This window comes from Ferroplasma sp. Type II (genome assembly GCF_000496155.1).
Genome location: NZ_KI542683.1, coordinates 11,557 through 28,466, shown reverse-complemented (window position 1 = coordinate 28,466; position 16,910 = coordinate 11,557). Strand labels below are relative to the sequence as shown.

Below are 16,910 nucleotides of genomic sequence, written 5' to 3'. Positions count from 1 at the left end.
CTCTTGCGTCAAGCAAATGCGAAAATGCAAAAAATAAGCAAAATCCATTGAAATTATTATGTTTAAAATTTCGTAAATGCAAAAAAATGCGAAAATAAAAGAGATTAACTTCCCCTTAAGAAATACATACAGAAACCGGCATAAACCTGGATTTCACCCAATGGTATATAATTGACATGGAGATAATTCCAACCCTCCACAATATTTTGGTTATATACAGTTATTTAAGGTATGAGGTATTTTTCTATCTACCTTTCTATAAAATATTCAGTTAAACTTATAGTCATGGTTTTCAAAATAAAGCAACCTTGGTTGGGATTATCATTTTCTATGTTAGATTATCCAAAAAAATTTAGCAGGGAGAACTAAAATTGACCTACCTGAGCTTAAGAATGGGATTGAATGTATAAGGTAAATCATGCTATCAAATCATATAATAAAATATACTCTGTAATCTCAAATCTATGAAATCTATTCTATTTACTATTTCATCAAGCTCTTTGTTTTCCTTTGCTATTTCATTTATACCCCTTGACATGTTTTCTTTGAGCTTTTCCCTATCTTTCCTTATATTGTTACAGAGAGCATTCTCAGGAACCATAAAGTTATGGAATTCATTGCTGACTGCACGTTTGCCTGCCTCTGATTCGTCAATGCCTGCTTCCTCCATGATTTTTGACATGGCATCCTCAACTTCCTCTTTCCACCCGTCACTCAGTCTTTTAATAAATAAGAGAATCAGAATATATTTGTAATCCACAGATGTCCGTACTAGATCTGCAGCATTATCCATCAATTTAACCAGATCATTTTTTGTAATTTTGCGAAAACAGTCAACTGCCATAGAACTCTAAAGTATCAGTGCACTCTTATATTTGGAGTATACTATACGTGGTATGTGTCATTAAGAATTTATATGATTTAGATATTGTCTCCATTGTTGGACTCAAATTGTACTGTAACATGATTGACACCGTATTTTGACAGTATTCTTTCGATGTCTTTCCTCACGGAATCAAGTTCACCTATCTGCATCTGAGAAGGTATACTCATATGCAGGGTGGCCACTCTCTGGTGCTGGCATATGTCCCAGATGTGCAGATGATGTACACTTGGAAACTCCTTCCTAATCATCTCTTCAACCTCTTTGACACTGACGGAAGAGCCTTCGAGCAGTATGTTAACGTTTCTCCTGAACATATTGCGGTTTCCGTATAGTATTATGAAGAGAACAATGTAGCTCCCCAGGTAGTCAAGATACTGGCTGAAGAAGTAGAACGGCAGTAGCGAGAATGCCAGTACTATAATCATTATTGCAAGGTCCTGCAGTGTATGAATGAACATAATCCTGAAGTTGGACTTTTCGTCATGTTCAATAGTAACTCCTGCCACTATCAGCAACGGAATGGCTATTATAGCCGATAAGGCGGTGCTGCCACTTGAGATTGGAATGCCGTGTATCAGCAATTCCGTTGTGAGTATTGCAGAATATGCTGAGATTGCAATGAACAGTGTGATAATCGTGATATTCAGCAGTGCCTCGACTCTATGGAAACCGTATGAGTGAAATTCATCCGTAGGTTTATTCGAAATTCGGTTAACCAGGAAAATCATTGATATCGACAAGGCGTCTACCAGACGGTCGGATACCACGGAAAGGGATAGTGGATTATCGGACTCCAGGTAAGAATAGAGGAACAAACCGAGAATAATCCAATATAATAAAGCAGTGATAACATTGTTCTCCGACCTGCTCCACTTAATTTTGGACAGTTTTTTAGTGTAATGTTGAGACACTTCTATTCATCCTCTTCATATTAATTTTCCTGTTTCTCAATCTCCTTTCCTCTTTTTTCTTTATCCCATCCATAAACCTGTTCCTGAATTCCGTTTATTTCTAAGGCTGTTTACTGTTCCCATTATCTCTTTCCTCTATAATTTTTTTTACTCATCGATAACCAGTGCTTGGTCACCTACCAGCCTTTTCAATTTTTCATTCTTTCTGGTATTCATTATCTCCAGATCTGCCGGCTCCATAGAATCCCGTTTTCCCAGATTCTATAAATTTATCCCTCCATTTATAGAAGTTGGCTCCTAATACTCCCATGCCTCCTGCATAGCTCTGCTATACTATTAGTTGTAAATGATTCTATTACTATTCTACCTTTTCATCTGATGTAAATTTCTCCATTATATCACTTCCTCATATTCCACTTGGTAACTGTCCAAATAATAAAGGGTATGCACCACTACACATTAAAATTAAGGAGTTATTTATATACCCCCTGATCTATTTTTTGTTGTCCGAAAAAGAACTCTTTGCCGGACATGTGTTTGCAGGGCATACACCTGTACAGTTGGTGACCGGCTGAGTTGCTGCATCATTTGATGATATCTTTTCCCCTATCCTTATTGTAGTATCTGCAACGCACATTCAGGCAGGTTACAGACTAGACTTCACATGGCTTGCCCATGAGAGGCAATAACGAGGAGGTATCTTAATAAATGTAAATCGGGACGCTGCCAAAAGTTAATTCCGCTTAATACATATGACTTGTCATGAATGCAAATGCGCAGCCTTGGATTCTATCGAAATTGAATAAAGCAGAAAAACGAACGAAATGACTGCGATGATAAACCCAATGGACATAGTGAAAGAGAAAGTATTATTCTGGAAGTTAGAAAATATGAATTCGAGACCGCTTAATCCAGCAAGTAAAATCGAGATTGATGCTATTGCACTTACGACCATCGATTTATAGTCCCCCAGCATCAGGGTCATCATAAATATCATTAATGACAACAGTCCAATAAGAACGCCAATCATCATATGAACCATAAGTTCAGGAATTGAAAACATAATATCCATCATTCCATACATCGGAAAGGCATTGTTATATGAAGGATAGACTGCAAAGAGATTCATCCACATTCCGATTATGAACTGCACTGCAAGAAGAGATAATTCAGCCACTATGGCTATGGACAAGAAGTGAGTGCCCTGCCCATTGAATTGAAACACGTGTCCTCTAGACGTCATGATTTTACCTGTATATTCCAATATCCGAGAGAACTATTAAAGCTTTCCTAAAATGCTATGGCAATTACATTCCGTTAGGTGAATAATTGTATGCCTCTCTGGATCATTGCCTCAAAGTTCATAATTTCCTCTAAGCGGCCTGAATATTTCTTGACGCCTGAGCCGCATTCATCATCTGATCGTTGTATGGAGTATCGCTCAGATTGTCCTCAAGTATCATTCTTGTTCCATCAGCTACGAGTTTATTAACAGTGCTCACTGTCATACCAGGTTTCCTGAAATGTTCTCTCCGCTTTGCAAATACAGCGGAGATCCCATCCGAACCAAAGACAGTTTTCACGTAGATCGGGTTGTCCAGGTTCTGGAACAGGGCAAGCTGGACACCGCTCTGTGCCAGAACATGCCCTGTTGCTGTATTGCCATTTCGTTTCCTCACATTCCTCCTGATCTTCCTGAAGAACCTCTCCATGCCGTTGTTCGTCCTTGGCATGGTTCCATCTGCGTTGTTTGCAAACAGCATGATTTCACGCTCATGGTACCTTTCAATGATGTGTTTCGCAGCCCTGATTATGTGAGGAGCTATGTTCTCATGAAGGTATACTTCCATCTCCCCTATGACCGTGTTGCACTGATCGTGAATGGATGCATCATCCGGAATGTCATCCGACAGATTGCCCTTTTCCGGGATCCGGAAGGCAAATCGAAGCTTCTGGAAGAGCATGTTCACCTCGGAGAGTTTCTTTGCAGTTTCCACTATGCTCTGATCGGTTACTATGCGGCCTATGTATTTCCTTGCACTGCTGATCAGTTCCATGGATTCTTCGCCTGCTGCCTTTTCTGAAAGCTCAGATAAGAGCTTTCCCGCTTCTTTCAGTGAAGTGAAGAAGTTCAGGTGGTTCAGGGAGAACGGGAATCCATAGCCTGAACTACCGTTAACCGAAAGAACCGGTTCAATTATTCTCCTTATGGCCATGATCTCCATCTTTCCCCGGTCGGAACAGAACCCGTTTTCTATCTCTTCCAGTGTATTCTGATCGTAATCAGGCATTGATCTCAGAATGGATTTCAATGCCGATTTTATCCCCTTCCTGTTTATCTTGAGACCGAGATTGTTATGCATGTCCACCATCAGACCCTTTCCAAGGTCTCTGAGAAAGTGCATCAAGCAGATCCTTATGGGCATTCCATGGAAGACCTCTGCAAGGGCGGTGAGTATGCCCGATCTCATATCGGATATGGATCCTGATGGCGATCCGAATCTTTCCTTCACCTTCATCAGGATGTCCTTGATGTTCTCATATGATTCCGAGGCGTATTTCTCCGCATGGAGAGTGAAATTAGATATCGAATCCCTTACAACGACGATCATGTCAAACTTCGAATCCGTCGTTCCGTCTATCTGCAACACATAATTATGCATGGCACCCTTCAGCTTTTTCCAGCTTTCCTCATGAATCCTGGATAATATGCGGAGTGCCATGTTCGTCACATTCCTTGCATGGCTCCCGCTTATTCCCCTCATCCCGCCCTGTTCGGATATTTCCGAGCAGCTAAGTCCATGGATGAACCTGCCCATGGAGGCCTCAATCATGATGTCATTGGCGTATATGCAGTGTGGATTAACGATGGACTTCAGCCTTTCGGATCTGAACATTGTTCCATGTCTTCTGCATCCCATGATTTTATGGACTGCGGTGAACTCGCCCATCTCCCATGATCTGATCGTCCTCCTCTCCGTCTTGTATTCCACAAGACGGGAATGGCACTGAGGGCAGACAGTGCGATCCGTCCGGAATATGATCTCCGAGATCATTTCAGCCTCAGGAAGGTCTTCTTCAGCTTGAGATCGTTCTCTATCATGATCTTTGTTATTGGCCATGAATCATACTCGATCCCGATCTTCTTCAGGATCGAATCTATATCCTCCTGGCTTATCTTCTTGTCCAGGAGCCTTTTGATATAGGGCAGTATGTCCTCCAGTTTGATCTCATTCTTCGAATGCAGGTCCTTTCCAAGGTATCCAACATACTTCTGCACAACCTTTCCTTTCACACGCTTTTCGTCAACAAGGCTGTAATAGGTATTTCCATCCTTTCTTGTTACTTTTTTAGGTCTCACTGTCATGTGGACTGTAATTACATCCCACAATATAAATGTTTCGGTACGCCGTATTTTACGCAAGAAATGATACAAAACATTGCTATTCATCTAACGGAATATAATTGCCATAGCTAAAATGCTATGCCGGACATTGACTGTCTGTGCTGTATATAGTATTTATACCAGTAATTAACATGTCAGAATTCTATGTTTTAACAGATTTTATTGATTGAAACAGTTTATCTGTATATGGATTGTCTTTTATTCTGCTGTTTATTATCATATCAGTGCCCTTTTCAACAAGCTGTATAATCTTTTATGTGTCATTCCATTATTCCTGTATGGCATAATGTGCTTTGCCAGTACTGAAGCAATATTGTTGTTTCCAAATACTGCCTTTACATAATCCTTATTCTCTATATTCTGGAATATTGCAAGTGAAACGCCATTATTTGCAAGCATGTTTCCTGTAGCTATATTGCCACACCTTTTGCGTATATTCCTTCTCAGTTTCCTGAAGAACTGCTCCATTCCATTGTTTGTCCTTGGTATGCTATGTTCATTATTATTGGCAAATAACATTGTTTCCCTGTTCCTGTACCTTGATATTACAAGCTTTATTGCTTTCATTAAATATCCAGGAATATCCGCATGTGTGTATACTTTCAGTTCATCCATAATGTTATTGCACTGTTCATGTGCAGCAATATCATCCTTTAAATCATCGGATAGATTTCCATGGTCAGGCACATTGAAGGCTTTCCTCAATTTATTGAATATTGCATTGATATTTGACAATTTATCTGCATTCTCTTTAATTTTACCATTGCCCGTAATTTTCTGCAATAATTGCATAATATTATTGATATAATTTAATGATTCTTTCGACTTAACATTTGCATATAGTTTTAGCAATCTATTCTCTGCTTCCCTGCATGCATTATAGAAATTCAAATGCCTTAATGTGAATGGAAAGCCATACCCTGATGATTTTATTAATAGCAATCCCTCAAGTATATGCCTTATTCCCATTATTTCCATATTATTTATGTCACTGCAATAGCCATTTTCAATATCATATAATGTTTTCTGGCTATACTCTGGCATTTCCCTCAGAATAGCCTTTAATGGCGATTTTATCCCTATCCTGCTAATAGCTATTCCCAGTTCTGTGTGCAGTATTTCCATTAAATCCTTTCCTATATCCCTTAAGAAATGCATCAGGCATATTCTTACAGGCATTCCTGGAAATGCATCCTTCAATGCTTCCAGTATTCCAGACCTCATGTCCGATATTGATCCTGAAGGTGTTCCAAACCTTTCCCTAATATTAACAAGCACATTCCTGATATTGCCATATGATTCCGGGAATATATGCTGTGCATCTATAACAAATCCTGTAATGGCATCCTTTGCTGCAACTATAATATTATATTCAGAATCTGCTGTGCCATCTATCTGGAGTATGTACGATTCCATGAATTCTTTTATTTTTGCTATATTCCCATAATGGTTTATTCTGAATGCTTCAATAATACTATTGCCTGCCCTTCCCGCATGCCTTTCGGATATTCCTGCATATGATGATATCTCCGAACATGATCTCCCATATACGAACCTATCCCTGGCTGCCTTTAATATTACATCATTTGCATATGTGCATTTATTCCTTATTATATCTTCCAGTTTATCTGACTTATATACAATGCCATCATTCTTGCATACCTTTAGCCTGTGCACAGCAATGAAATCCCCTTCAATGGATTTTGCAGTTCTCCTGTATGGCCTGTAAAACCTTAACTTATTGCCACATAAAGGGCATTTATTAAGAACAGTGCTGAATGCAATTTTAATCATTTTAGCTTCAAATATATTTTATCCAGCTTCAGATCATTCTCTATAATTATTTTAGTTATTGGCCATGCATCGTATTCTATCCCTATCTTCTTCAATATTTCATCAATCTCTTCCTGTGATATTCCGTGCTTTAACAGCCTCTCCACATATGGCAATATATCTGAAGCCTTTAACTCATTCTTTGCCTTAGGGTCCTTTCCAAGGTATCCTATGTACTTCTGCACAACCTTCCCATTAACCCTCTTCTCCTCTATCAGTTCATAATATTCTTTTCCATTTCTCCTAACCTTATGTGGCACTAATGTCATATGTGGTAATTACCACATACAATATAAACCTTTCGAAATCATGTATTTTCAATGAAAATTATACAAAATTCACAAATTATTCAACACTCAATGGCTGCCATAGCTAAAATGCTATGGCAATTATATACCGTTGGATAAATAATATCAACACCTTCTGATATTGTTAGGAATCATATAATCTCCAGTGATTTCTAAAACTTATGTTAAGAATTATTTACTTTCAACTGTTATTGCTGATAAATAGCTATTTTTACAATACCCTGCGGTTAAACATATATCCTGGATATTATTGCATATGGATATTTTATCTATTAAGAAGCATGCATGTCCCGTGATGCTTTTGCCAGAGCCATTACATTATCACTGTATGGATTATCACTCAAATTATTCTCAAGGATCATATTAATACCGGTATCTATGAGTTTGATCTGTTCCACTTAATTTAGGACGGTTATAATTGAGAATATATAAAAATATTATAATATCCCAAAAGTGTGCTATATTCGCGATTATTGGCAGATATACGAAGATAGGGATTAACCATTCCCAGAACATAATTTACCTAGTAACCCAGTAAAAATCACACGGATATACTGTAAAAATATGATGATAAGGTTCGCCTATGGAGATACAGCAAAATAAATGATTTTATTAATCTAACCATATCATCATAAGTGTCCAAATTTAGAGGGGACACACCAAGTTTAACTATTTTTATCATGGTTAACCCTTTTCTCTTAAAATGCATTCTATGCCTTGCAAATACAGATTGTATACTCTCTTTTCCAAATACAGCTCTTATGTATTCAGGATTCTCCATATTCTGGAACAATGCAAGGGAAACACCTGTCTGTGCTAGAATATTCCCTGTTGATGTATTGCCATTCCTCTTCCTTAGATTCCTTCTGAGTTTCCTGAAGAACTGCTCCATTCCATTGTTAGTACGTGGTATTGTATTGTCTGCATTGTTTGCAAATAGCATTTCCTCCCTTTCATGGTATTTTTCAATGATGTATTTTGCTGCTTTGAATATATGTTCAGGTATGTTTGCATGGATGAATATATCCATTTCACACTACAAAAAGAGGTAATCCATTAATAAGGTATGCTCTGTATCTATCAACTATACCTGCAATAAAGTATAATCCAGTAATCAAACGATATTGCACAAGGAAGAAGAATGATGGAATGAAAGGAAATAAGCTATTAATTGCATCTTCCAACAAATTGTTGAATATCATATACTCTGTATTGAAGAATAATAAGGATTTTAAAGATCCTTTAAATAAAATAAATTAAAAATAATTAAAGGAAATGCGTAATTTTGAATATTAATAGCGTAAACTATAGTAGTTATCAATATTTATGTGTCAAAAGTTAAATTAACATAGTATACTGATATTCAATGCAACGAAAAGGAGAAAAGGCAGTGTGAGCGCAAACCAAAGAATCATTACACCTTCCAACAATGTTTTAACCACCCTTAAGATCCCCAGATTTTCATAAATCCCATCATTTCTTTCTCTAATCTAACTCCACAAGTCCTTCGTCCACGGTTACGAAGTCGCTCTTCAGCCTTGATAATGAAAAATCAGGAAAAGATATAAAACATGTTATGTGATACATTAGACTTCAGAGAAATTCTTTCATTCGACCATTTCATGCTTCTTATCCTTCCGGGATCCAAGAGATGATGGCCGTGCGTATATTCATTTGCTGCTGAATACTTTCCTTTTTTGATATAAGCATCTCTTTTAGCAGTTTTATTTCATTGGGGTTATCTCGTATCCCTAATAGACCAGAAAGCATTTCCATGATCTGGGTTGGTTCAGGCATTCTGATCTCTCTCTGTTCGCTGTAGACCGAGACATCGGCGATTATGCCCATATTCAGCATTGTTGAATAAATGTCTGTAAAAGTTAGCATGACAGGCAGGGGATCAGAAGGGTGAAATACTGGCCATATGTCCTTCAGGAATCCAAATATATGATCTACATGGACAACCAGTATGCATTTCTTGCTTGCGGAACGCTCCATTGCATGTATAAATTCAACAGGATCATCGGCGAATTGAATTACAAAAGATGCAAACGTGACTTCAGCGCGTACCGTTTCTTTTGTAGGCCAAGAATCTGGAACTACTTTTATGCTTGGCATAACACCTGCTTTCTCCGCGTTTGAAAGGAGCCACTTGCGCATTTCTCCGCTTGGCTCTATAGCTGTCACAGAGCATCCCGATTGTGCAAGCGGTATTGCAAATCTGCCGGTACCACTTCCTATGTCTATTATGGAACGATCGGGACCAAGGTTTTGCAGAATTTTTTGATACAATGGAGATGTCCTTGGATCAATGGATTGTGATAACTTATTCAGATTGTCGGCCATTATTTTCATAACAGCCGGAGTCAGCATTCTGGATCCGAGCTTTTCTGCATTCATATCATAACCACCGAAAGAATTTACTATTCCTTTGAGTTTTTTTTCCACCTCGTCCAGAAAAGCCTCCACATCATTTGAACTGTTCGGACTGAGTATATGGAATATCTCGCCGGGCAACTGAACTGATATCTCAGAATGATCGCTTGCCTTTTTCACTATGAGGTGGCATGGGAGAACCGATTCCAACCTGGCATCTATCGCAAGCGCTCTACTGGCAAATCCTGCATTACAGATATCATATGTCCTGAGTTCTGTGTAGTCTAATCCTTTGCTTTTCAGGATTTCGCTGGTTTTTATCTCTGCCAGAACGGCAAAACCATTCTTTTTCACCACGGCTGGTACATCAGAACACGCCTCCTCAAATGTCAGCTTGGAATCTATCCTGTATTCTATTGCCATATTATTGTCCCGACGTAATCTCGTTTTTCATGCTCTTGTACTCTTCCATGCTGATTTCACCCTTCGCATAACGGATATTCAGGATACCCATCGCTGTCATAATGCTGTCGTCCGATTTGCTGCCCATGTTTCCATGGTCATGCATGTTGTGCTCGCCACTTCCTTTTTCTGAATGATTCATACATCCGCAAGACATGCTCTAACAATTACGGGGTGATACTTAATACTTATGTTTGCACCTATACCGGACATTGAGTGTCTGCCCCATTACGATGTAGATACAGAAAATTGCTGTACTTTTAGATATTTTTCTATACACCCCAATTGTTATCTGAGCTATTGTATTGTAAATCCAGTATTTATACCGATAATTAACATGGAAAATTCTATGCTCTTGCAGATTTTATTGACTCAAAAAGTTTATCTGTATATGGATTGTCTTTTATTCTGCTGTTTATTATCATATCAGTGCCCTTTTCAACAAGCTGTATAATCTTTTTATGTGTCATTCCATTATTCCCGTATGGCATAATGTGCTTTGCCAGTACTGAAGCAATATTGTTGTTTCCAAATACTGCCTTTACATAATCCTTATTCTCTATTGGTGTGTCCCCTCTAAATTTGGACACTTATGATGATATGGTTAGATTAATAAAATCATTTATTTTGCTGTATCTCCATAGGCGAACCTTATCATCATATTTTTACAGTATATCCGTGTGATTTTTACTGGGTTACTAGGTAAATTATGTTCTGGGAATGGTTAATCCCTATCTTCGTATATCTGCCAATAATCGCGAATATAGCACACTTTTGGGATATTATAATATTTTTATATATTCTCAATTATAACCGTCCTAAATTAAGTGGAATAGATCATACTCCCTCCTTTTATTATCAATATCCGGTGATACAAGCCTCAATTCCAATCCATTCCTGAACCCTACAATCTTAGAGTTGAACGTTTCCTCTTTTATTACAGTATAATCGGCATTCTTCCTGAGCCTTGAAACAAAGTTAATATTATTCTCCTTTAATTCCTTAAGCCTGTCATAGCTATAGTACCCTAAATCAAATGTTAAAACAGTATTGCCAGACATGTATTCGTTTATATGCCATAACAGATCATCAAATACTTTGGAATCATTTACATTTGCAGGTGTTATTATTGCCTTCAATGGCAATGCATAGTGATTTGTTTTAGCTGCAATATGGATCTTTATCCCATTTCTCCTTTTCTCCCTCTGGTATATGCCGGAACCATTAACCATTGTTTCTATAAATGTAGAATCTATTGCCAGAATACTGTATAGTTTGTCAAGATAATCATGGTATATATCATACCTGTGTGCCTTTATGAATGTGTTTAAAAGGCTGTAGAATACCTTCTCAGATATAGTGTATGGCCTTTTATTGTTGAGCTTTGACAGCTGTGATTTGCTTATTCCATTGTTATATGCTATATCTGTAAGGTCATTCTTTTTAATTATCCCTTTTGCTAATATGGATAGATGTGCTGACAGGTTAAACTTCTTAGAATAGCTGTCTATGCCTATTCCTTCAACCTTTGATTCCCTTGATATTTTATTGCAGTGTTTTTTAAGAATTTTATTGACATGCTTGAACATGATTATAAATTAAGGCTCTTCGCACTTTCGTATGGGTAAATAAAAATGATAGACCGCAGAGAGGCTTCATTTATTGGGTTTTATCGCTCATCATAAAAGACTGGTCTCGCTGGGCATCCGCTAACTCCCACTGACCTTAAAAAACCGGCTTTCCTTGTTATCCCATTGATGGGGACCCACATGAAAGTGGGAAGAACCTAAATTAAATCATAGAATAAATATGATACGGTCATACATAATGGTTAAATACTGGAAACTGGTATGTTATTATTGGAATTGTTTTTGAGATTATTGGTATCATAGCTTTTTTATTGGCAGGTAATGCACCAGAACTATTTCTAGCAAGGGCTATGCAGGGTTTAGCAAGTGGTGCAATATCTGGTCCAGCAGGTGCATTATTATTTCATTATCGTGGAAAAACAGGTGCAATCCTAACATCTTTTTCAACATCATCAGGAATCGCGGTGGGGCCATTACTTGGCGGTTTTATGGCTGAATATTTACCTTTCCCTTTAAAACTGGTATATATTATCTCATTAATAATTACTATAATTCCTTTTATTTTTATTATTCCTGTAATAAATAGATTCAGAATAGATAACAATCATAATGTTTTTAAATTCCATTTTCCAAAACTGGATATGGAAGCAAAGAATTTATTTATATTAAGTGCAGCCACAGCATCTATTGCCTGGTCTATTACCGTATTTTATTTGTCTTTGTCACCGTTTTATATTATAGAGTTATTGAACATTTCAAATATAGCAATAACAGGTTTATTAGTATTTTTGATGTTAGTAATATCTTCAATAATGCAGATTTTATCAATGAAAATTAATATATTTAATTCTTTAACTATTGGGATAATTTCTATTATTATTGGCATTATCCTCATTATTGTATCATTGCCGTTTAAATCTATATTAATTTTTAGTGCAGCAACAATCACGATTGGAATAGGGGGCGGATTTGCCTTTACAGGAGCTACCAGGGGAATCAGGACAATTGCACCTCCATTAAGAATGGGTAATGTTTTATCAAATTATTATATGATACTTTATTTCTGTATGGGATTTTCTGATATTATTCTAGGACTTATAGATAATATGTTAGGATTATTCAATGGGATTTTATATTATGGTTCCAGTTTAATAATTATTTCATTAGTAATTATAATATTTCTATATAGGCATAGAATGAAAATAATTATAGATTAATATCGTTTTATATTAGATTTTTATTATATAAATATTATTGATTTTTATTTCTCACCATTCCTGGATTCTTCTTTGAATCTCTTCAGCAGCTCCGGATCCTTTAAAATTTCTTCCAGGATTTCCTCAATCATTTTATTTTTGAATCCTTCCGGGGCTTTTTCCAGGATGCTCTTGGTCATTCCAGGTATAACAGAGGAGCTTTTCAGTGTGGACACAATATTGTTTTCCTTATCCTTGTATTCCAGGGCCAGCTTCTCATTGAATGGCATAAAGCAATTTGTGCAGTATAATGCAGTTGAAGCGTTTAAATGGTCGCATCTCGGGCATTTCTTAGGCTTTTCCTCTATTATCCGATCCTCATCTACATGTATTCCATAGGCTTTTAGGATCGCATTATCCTGGCCCCTTCCAGACAAATGCACATATATTGCAGTCATCTGGCTACCATGCACCCATCCCATTTGATTCTCACGTGGTGCTTCCGGAACTTTAGAAGCCAGCATTGAGGCCCTGGTATGCCTGAACAGATGCGGATATATCCTTTTCTCTATTCCTGCACGCCTTCTCACATTAATAAATAATCTTCTGATAGCAGTATATTGCAGCTGCTTATGCATGGTAGTACCCTGCAGGCCGGTAAAAAGGTATTCATCCCTGCCATCCTTGGTTTTTAAGTAATCCCTCAGGTAAGCGATTGAATCTCCTATTATCCTTACACTGCGGTTTCCCGTCTTTCCATGCACATGCAATAATGCACCGTATTCATCATAAACAACATCTTTTATCCTCAGGTCCAGTATTTCCCCTATCCTGCACCCTGAATCGTATGGAATGGAGATAATTGCCTTATCCCTGGCATTGTTGCAGTTGTTAATCATTTCATCTATATCTGCCCTGGTAATAAGATCCATCTTCTTGTCATGGCTTGGCTTCCGGCTAACTTTAAGATTTGCCATATAATCGGGTAGTGTGCCAAATTTCCATCTGTAGAACCGTTTCATCACGTTTTCATAATCAATTAAAGTCTGGTCCGTGTATTTTTTCTTGAAGTCCAGGAGCATTGTTATAATTGCCCTCTTGTCCGGGTTAAGGAACTTATCCTGAAGATTGTTGTAAATAATCCTTAGCTTTGTCAAATAGAATAATTCCCTGAAACCTGTTATGCCTGTTATCTTGACTTCATCAACAAAATCTAATATTGCATTCCTGGCTTCTGCGTTTATCTTCCCTAATCTTGTATGCTCTGATTTTATATCCCTTTCTACCCCATATATTGCCATTACTTTGCTATTGATACAGAGGGATTTAACCTTTTAGCAGTAAGCCGCCGACGGGATTCGGTCCCGCGACCTCGTGCTTACCAAGCACGCGCTCTACCAGGCTGAGCTACGACGGCATTAATGGTTAATAACAAGTGTGTATAAATTATTTTTGAATTTTTATTGAATAAAGTGTTAAATACTTATTATATATAATAATTTTAGATGATTAACCAGGATATAGAGGCAGACAATATAAAGCGGCAATGGGTGGATTTCTTTGACCGTTACGATTACAATGACCAGATAAATAAACTTCGAAGCGACTATCCTGAGGTAAAATCCCTGTATATTTCATACAACGATTTGTCTGGCTATAGCTCAGAATTCATTGAAGGATTGATGAAAGACCCCTATTATTATCTGACTATTGGAGAATTTTACATCAAGGAAACACTGGGTATTACCTACAGTAAAGTGAGACGTATAAATATCAGGCTGGAAAATATCCCAGAGGTAAGCGGTATAAAATATGAAATACGGAATGTTAGAAGCAGCAATGTAAATTCATATATATCCATAAATGGGATAATAAGGAAGAATACAGAGGTATTGCCACGGTTGCAGTATGCCGCATTCAAGTGCCCTGCGTGCGGGGAACTTACAGTTGTTCCTGAAGATATACAGAAGCTTTTCGAACCTACAGCCTGCCAGGCATGTGGATGGAATAAGGGAAAGCTCAAACTTATCCCGGAAGAATCAGAATTTGTGGACACCCAGAAGCTGGAAATACAGGAAAACCCGGATACAATAGATGGAACTTCACAGCCACAGAGGCTTACGCTAATTATTGAGGATGATATCACCGGTAAAATATACCCCGGTGACAGGGTAAACGTATATGGCATATTAAAGGCTGATGAAAAACATATAGGAAACACAATGTTGACCGAATATAACATATATCTAAATGTGAACAATTTCAAAAAGGAAACAAGAGACTTTGAAGAAATTAAAATTAACGATGAGGATGAAAAGAAAATCAGGGAATTGGCAAAGGAGCCAAATATACTGGATAAACTGGCAAAATCTATTGCACCTTCAATTTATGGCCTTGAAGTAATCAAAAAATCTCTTGTACTCCAGCTTTTTGGCGGTGTTAGAAAGATAATGAAGGACGGAACTCATATTAGGGGAGATATACACATACTCATGATAGGGGATCCGGGAACTGCAAAATCCCAACTTTTGCGGTACATGACTTTCGTTTCGCCGAGAAGTGTATTTGCTTTCGGAAAGGGATCAAGCGCTGCAGGATTAACTGCGGCTGCAGTAAGAGATGATTTTGGGGAGGGCAGATGGACACTTGAAGCGGGTGCACTGGTTCTTGCGGATAATGGTTTTGCTGCTATAGACGAACTTGACAAGATGGACAAGAATGATACTGCATCTATGCATGAAGCCATGGAGCAGCAGTCAGTCACAATATCAAAGGCAGGCATAATGGCCACACTTAAATCCCGATGCTCAATACTTGCGGCTGCCAATCCCCGGTTCGGAAGGTATGATCCCATGAAAACAATAGCAGAACAGACAGAATTTCCTGCTCCTCTGCTCTCGAGGTTTGACATAATTTTTAAGCTGATTGATACTCCCAATAGAGAAATAGATGATAAGCTTGCGGAACATGTGCTTAAAACCAACAGGCTGGGTGAAATTTACAGGAGTCTTGAAAACAGTAACCTTGACATAAATATTCCTGATGAGGAGAATTTTTTAGCAGAACTGGACAAAGATCTCATAAGGAAATATGTTTCATATGCAAAAAACAGAATATTTCCAAGGTTAAGCGATGAGGCTATCAGCATATTAAAGGAGGAGTATGTAAAAACTCGCGCCAGTGGCATAGATTCAGTGCCAATAACTGCCAGGCAGCTTGAATCCACCATAAGGCTAGCAGAAGCTTCCGCAAGGGCAAGACTATCTCCCATTATCACAGTGGAGGATGCTCTGCTTGCAAAGGGTGTTGTGGACTATTACCTTAAGGAGGTGTCTGCCATGAATGGTCAGGTAGATATAGACATACTGAATACGGGAATAAGCACTAAGCAGAGAACGGAACTTGAAATCGTTTTATCAGTGATTAAGGAAGCAAAGGAAAGTATGGGTGAACAGAAAAAAGCACCCGATATTGAAACCGTTATAGAGATGTTGAAGCAGAAAGGAATAAGCAGGGAAAGGGCTGAAACCGATCTCGCAAGATTAAAAAGTGATGGATTTATTTATGAACCCTCAAATAAAAGGGTGGATGTGATTTGATTGAATGACATAAACATGAAAATCCTTAATATCAATGGCGAGGTAATGCTCGCAGCAGCAGACAGCGAACTTATGAACAGGGACCTGAGAGAGGGAAAGTTGCATCTTAATGTTAAACCGGAATTTTATGGGGAAATGAAAGTTTCTGAACAGACATTTATTTCATCCCTTGGCATATGCACCATAGCAAACCTCGTAGGTGAACATGTGGTAAATGCAGCAATTGATGCAAACTATATAGACAAAGAGAATATAATAAAAATAGATGGGGTACCACATGCACAGCTTGCAAAGATTGTATAGTTAATTATTTAAATAACCCTCAGTATATGTCGTGAATTATA

General features: G+C 37.8%; 16 protein-coding genes, 1 tRNA gene and 1 pseudogene. 3 read left to right on the top strand and 15 right to left on the bottom strand.

Going from position 1 to position 16,910, the window contains the following annotated elements:
- Positions 1-424: 424 nt before the first annotated feature.
- From AMDU4_RS00820 to AMDU4_RS00760, 13 genes and pseudogenes are all read right to left on the bottom strand, one after another.
- Positions 425-844: a type I restriction-modification system subunit M N-terminal domain-containing protein gene (locus tag AMDU4_RS00820; protein ID WP_009887267.1), complete on the bottom strand. Its 420-nt coding sequence runs from the start codon at positions 842-844 to the stop codon at positions 425-427.
- Positions 845-921: 77 nt separating this feature from the next.
- A complete protein-coding gene (locus AMDU4_RS00815) occupies positions 922-1,797 on the bottom strand; it encodes a cation diffusion facilitator family transporter (protein WP_019841624.1) in 876 nt (291 codons plus the stop codon).
- 760 nt (positions 1,798-2,557) lie between these two features.
- The gene (locus AMDU4_RS00810) at positions 2,558-3,040 is read right to left on the bottom strand and encodes a hypothetical protein (protein ID WP_009887271.1); all 483 of its coding nucleotides are present in this window, start codon (positions 3,038-3,040) and stop codon (positions 2,558-2,560) included.
- Between the two features lie 130 nt (positions 3,041-3,170).
- Positions 3,171-4,694, bottom strand: a complete 1,524-nt coding sequence (locus AMDU4_RS00805) for a hypothetical protein (RefSeq protein WP_048074059.1) — start codon at positions 4,692-4,694, stop codon at positions 3,171-3,173.
- 155 nt (positions 4,695-4,849) lie between these two features.
- The gene (locus AMDU4_RS00800; RefSeq protein WP_009887273.1) at positions 4,850-5,164 is read right to left on the bottom strand and encodes a hypothetical protein; all 315 of its coding nucleotides are present in this window, start codon (positions 5,162-5,164) and stop codon (positions 4,850-4,852) included.
- Positions 5,165-5,419: 255 nt separating this feature from the next.
- Positions 5,420-6,997: a hypothetical protein gene (locus AMDU4_RS00795; RefSeq protein ID WP_021786099.1), complete on the bottom strand. Its 1,578-nt coding sequence runs from the start codon at positions 6,995-6,997 to the stop codon at positions 5,420-5,422.
- Positions 6,994-7,305: a hypothetical protein gene (locus tag AMDU4_RS00790; protein ID WP_021786098.1), complete on the bottom strand. Its 312-nt coding sequence runs from the start codon at positions 7,303-7,305 to the stop codon at positions 6,994-6,996. Before AMDU4_RS00790 ends, AMDU4_RS00795 begins: the two co-directional genes overlap by 4 nt.
- Positions 7,306-7,616: 311 nt before the next feature.
- Entirely contained in the window at positions 7,617-7,742 is a 126-nt protein-coding gene (locus tag AMDU4_RS00785) for a hypothetical protein (RefSeq protein WP_276922538.1), read from the bottom strand.
- 143 nt (positions 7,743-7,885) lie between these two features.
- Positions 7,886-8,374: a hypothetical protein gene (locus AMDU4_RS00780; protein WP_021786097.1), complete on the bottom strand. Its 489-nt coding sequence runs from the start codon at positions 8,372-8,374 to the stop codon at positions 7,886-7,888.
- A gap of 599 nt (positions 8,375-8,973) precedes the next feature.
- Positions 8,974-10,143, bottom strand: coding sequence for a methyltransferase domain-containing protein (locus AMDU4_RS00775; protein ID WP_021786096.1), 1,170 nt, complete (start codon positions 10,141-10,143; stop codon positions 8,974-8,976).
- A 1-nt stretch (position 10,144) separates the two neighbouring features.
- A complete protein-coding gene (locus tag AMDU4_RS00770) occupies positions 10,145-10,324 on the bottom strand; it encodes a hypothetical protein (protein ID WP_290703803.1) in 180 nt (59 codons plus the stop codon).
- A gap of 205 nt (positions 10,325-10,529) precedes the next feature.
- Positions 10,530-10,772 carry a hypothetical protein gene (locus AMDU4_RS00765; protein ID WP_021786094.1) on the bottom strand — a complete coding sequence of 81 codons (243 nt, stop codon included), beginning with the start codon at positions 10,770-10,772 and terminating at the stop codon, positions 10,530-10,532.
- A 249-nt stretch (positions 10,773-11,021) separates the two neighbouring features.
- A pseudogene (locus tag AMDU4_RS00760) lies at positions 11,022-11,771 on the bottom strand (transposase); the annotation flags it as partial.
- Positions 11,772-12,037: 266 nt separating this feature from the next.
- Between AMDU4_RS00760 and AMDU4_RS00755 the strand changes: the two are divergent.
- Positions 12,038-12,988: an MFS transporter gene (locus AMDU4_RS00755; protein ID WP_148285735.1), complete on the top strand. Its 951-nt coding sequence runs from the start codon at positions 12,038-12,040 to the stop codon at positions 12,986-12,988.
- A 44-nt stretch (positions 12,989-13,032) separates the two neighbouring features.
- Here AMDU4_RS00755 and AMDU4_RS00750 read toward each other — a convergent pair whose 3' ends face one another.
- Together AMDU4_RS00750 and AMDU4_RS00745 are read right to left on the bottom strand one after the other, a co-directional pair.
- Positions 13,033-14,268, bottom strand: coding sequence for a tyrosine-type recombinase/integrase (locus AMDU4_RS00750; RefSeq protein ID WP_009887277.1), 1,236 nt, complete (start codon positions 14,266-14,268; stop codon positions 13,033-13,035).
- Between the two features lie 42 nt (positions 14,269-14,310).
- A tRNA-Thr gene (locus AMDU4_RS00745) sits at positions 14,311-14,384 on the bottom strand.
- An 88-nt stretch (positions 14,385-14,472) separates the two neighbouring features.
- On the opposite strand from AMDU4_RS00745, the gene AMDU4_RS00740 reads away from it, so the two are divergent.
- Both AMDU4_RS00740 and AMDU4_RS00735 read left to right on the top strand, forming a co-directional pair.
- On the top strand, positions 14,473-16,566 hold the full coding sequence (locus AMDU4_RS00740; RefSeq protein WP_021786093.1) for a minichromosome maintenance protein MCM: 2,094 nt from the start codon (positions 14,473-14,475) through the stop codon (positions 16,564-16,566).
- On the top strand, positions 16,567-16,869 hold the full coding sequence (locus AMDU4_RS00735) for a DUF424 family protein (protein ID WP_290703800.1): 303 nt from the start codon (positions 16,567-16,569) through the stop codon (positions 16,867-16,869). It begins immediately after the preceding gene.
- Positions 16,870-16,910: the final 41 nt, after the last annotated feature.

Coding starts and splice junctions, on each gene's coding strand:
- AMDU4_RS00780 (WP_021786097.1), bottom strand. CDS start 8,374: ATGGATATATTCATCCATGCAAACATACCTGAACATATATTCAAAGCA.
- AMDU4_RS00805 (WP_048074059.1), bottom strand. CDS start 4,694: ATGTTCAGATCCGAAAGGCTGAAGTCCATCGTTAATCCACACTGCATA.
- AMDU4_RS00795 (WP_021786099.1), bottom strand. CDS start 6,997: ATGATTAAAATTGCATTCAGCACTGTTCTTAATAAATGCCCTTTATGT.
- AMDU4_RS00790 (WP_021786098.1), bottom strand. CDS start 7,305: ATGACATTAGTGCCACATAAGGTTAGGAGAAATGGAAAAGAATATTAT.
- AMDU4_RS00820 (WP_009887267.1), bottom strand. CDS start 844: ATGGCAGTTGACTGTTTTCGCAAAATTACAAAAAATGATCTGGTTAAA.
- AMDU4_RS00810 (WP_009887271.1), bottom strand. CDS start 3,040: ATGACGTCTAGAGGACACGTGTTTCAATTCAATGGGCAGGGCACTCAC.
- AMDU4_RS00800 (WP_009887273.1), bottom strand. CDS start 5,164: ATGACAGTGAGACCTAAAAAAGTAACAAGAAAGGATGGAAATACCTAT.
- AMDU4_RS00775 (WP_021786096.1), bottom strand. CDS start 10,143: ATGGCAATAGAATACAGGATAGATTCCAAGCTGACATTTGAGGAGGCG.
- AMDU4_RS00750 (WP_009887277.1), bottom strand. CDS start 14,268: ATGGCAATATATGGGGTAGAAAGGGATATAAAATCAGAGCATACAAGA.
- AMDU4_RS00770 (WP_290703803.1), bottom strand. CDS start 10,324: ATGAATCATTCAGAAAAAGGAAGTGGCGAGCACAACATGCATGACCAT.
- AMDU4_RS00740 (WP_021786093.1), top strand. CDS start 14,473: ATGATTAACCAGGATATAGAGGCAGACAATATAAAGCGGCAATGGGTG.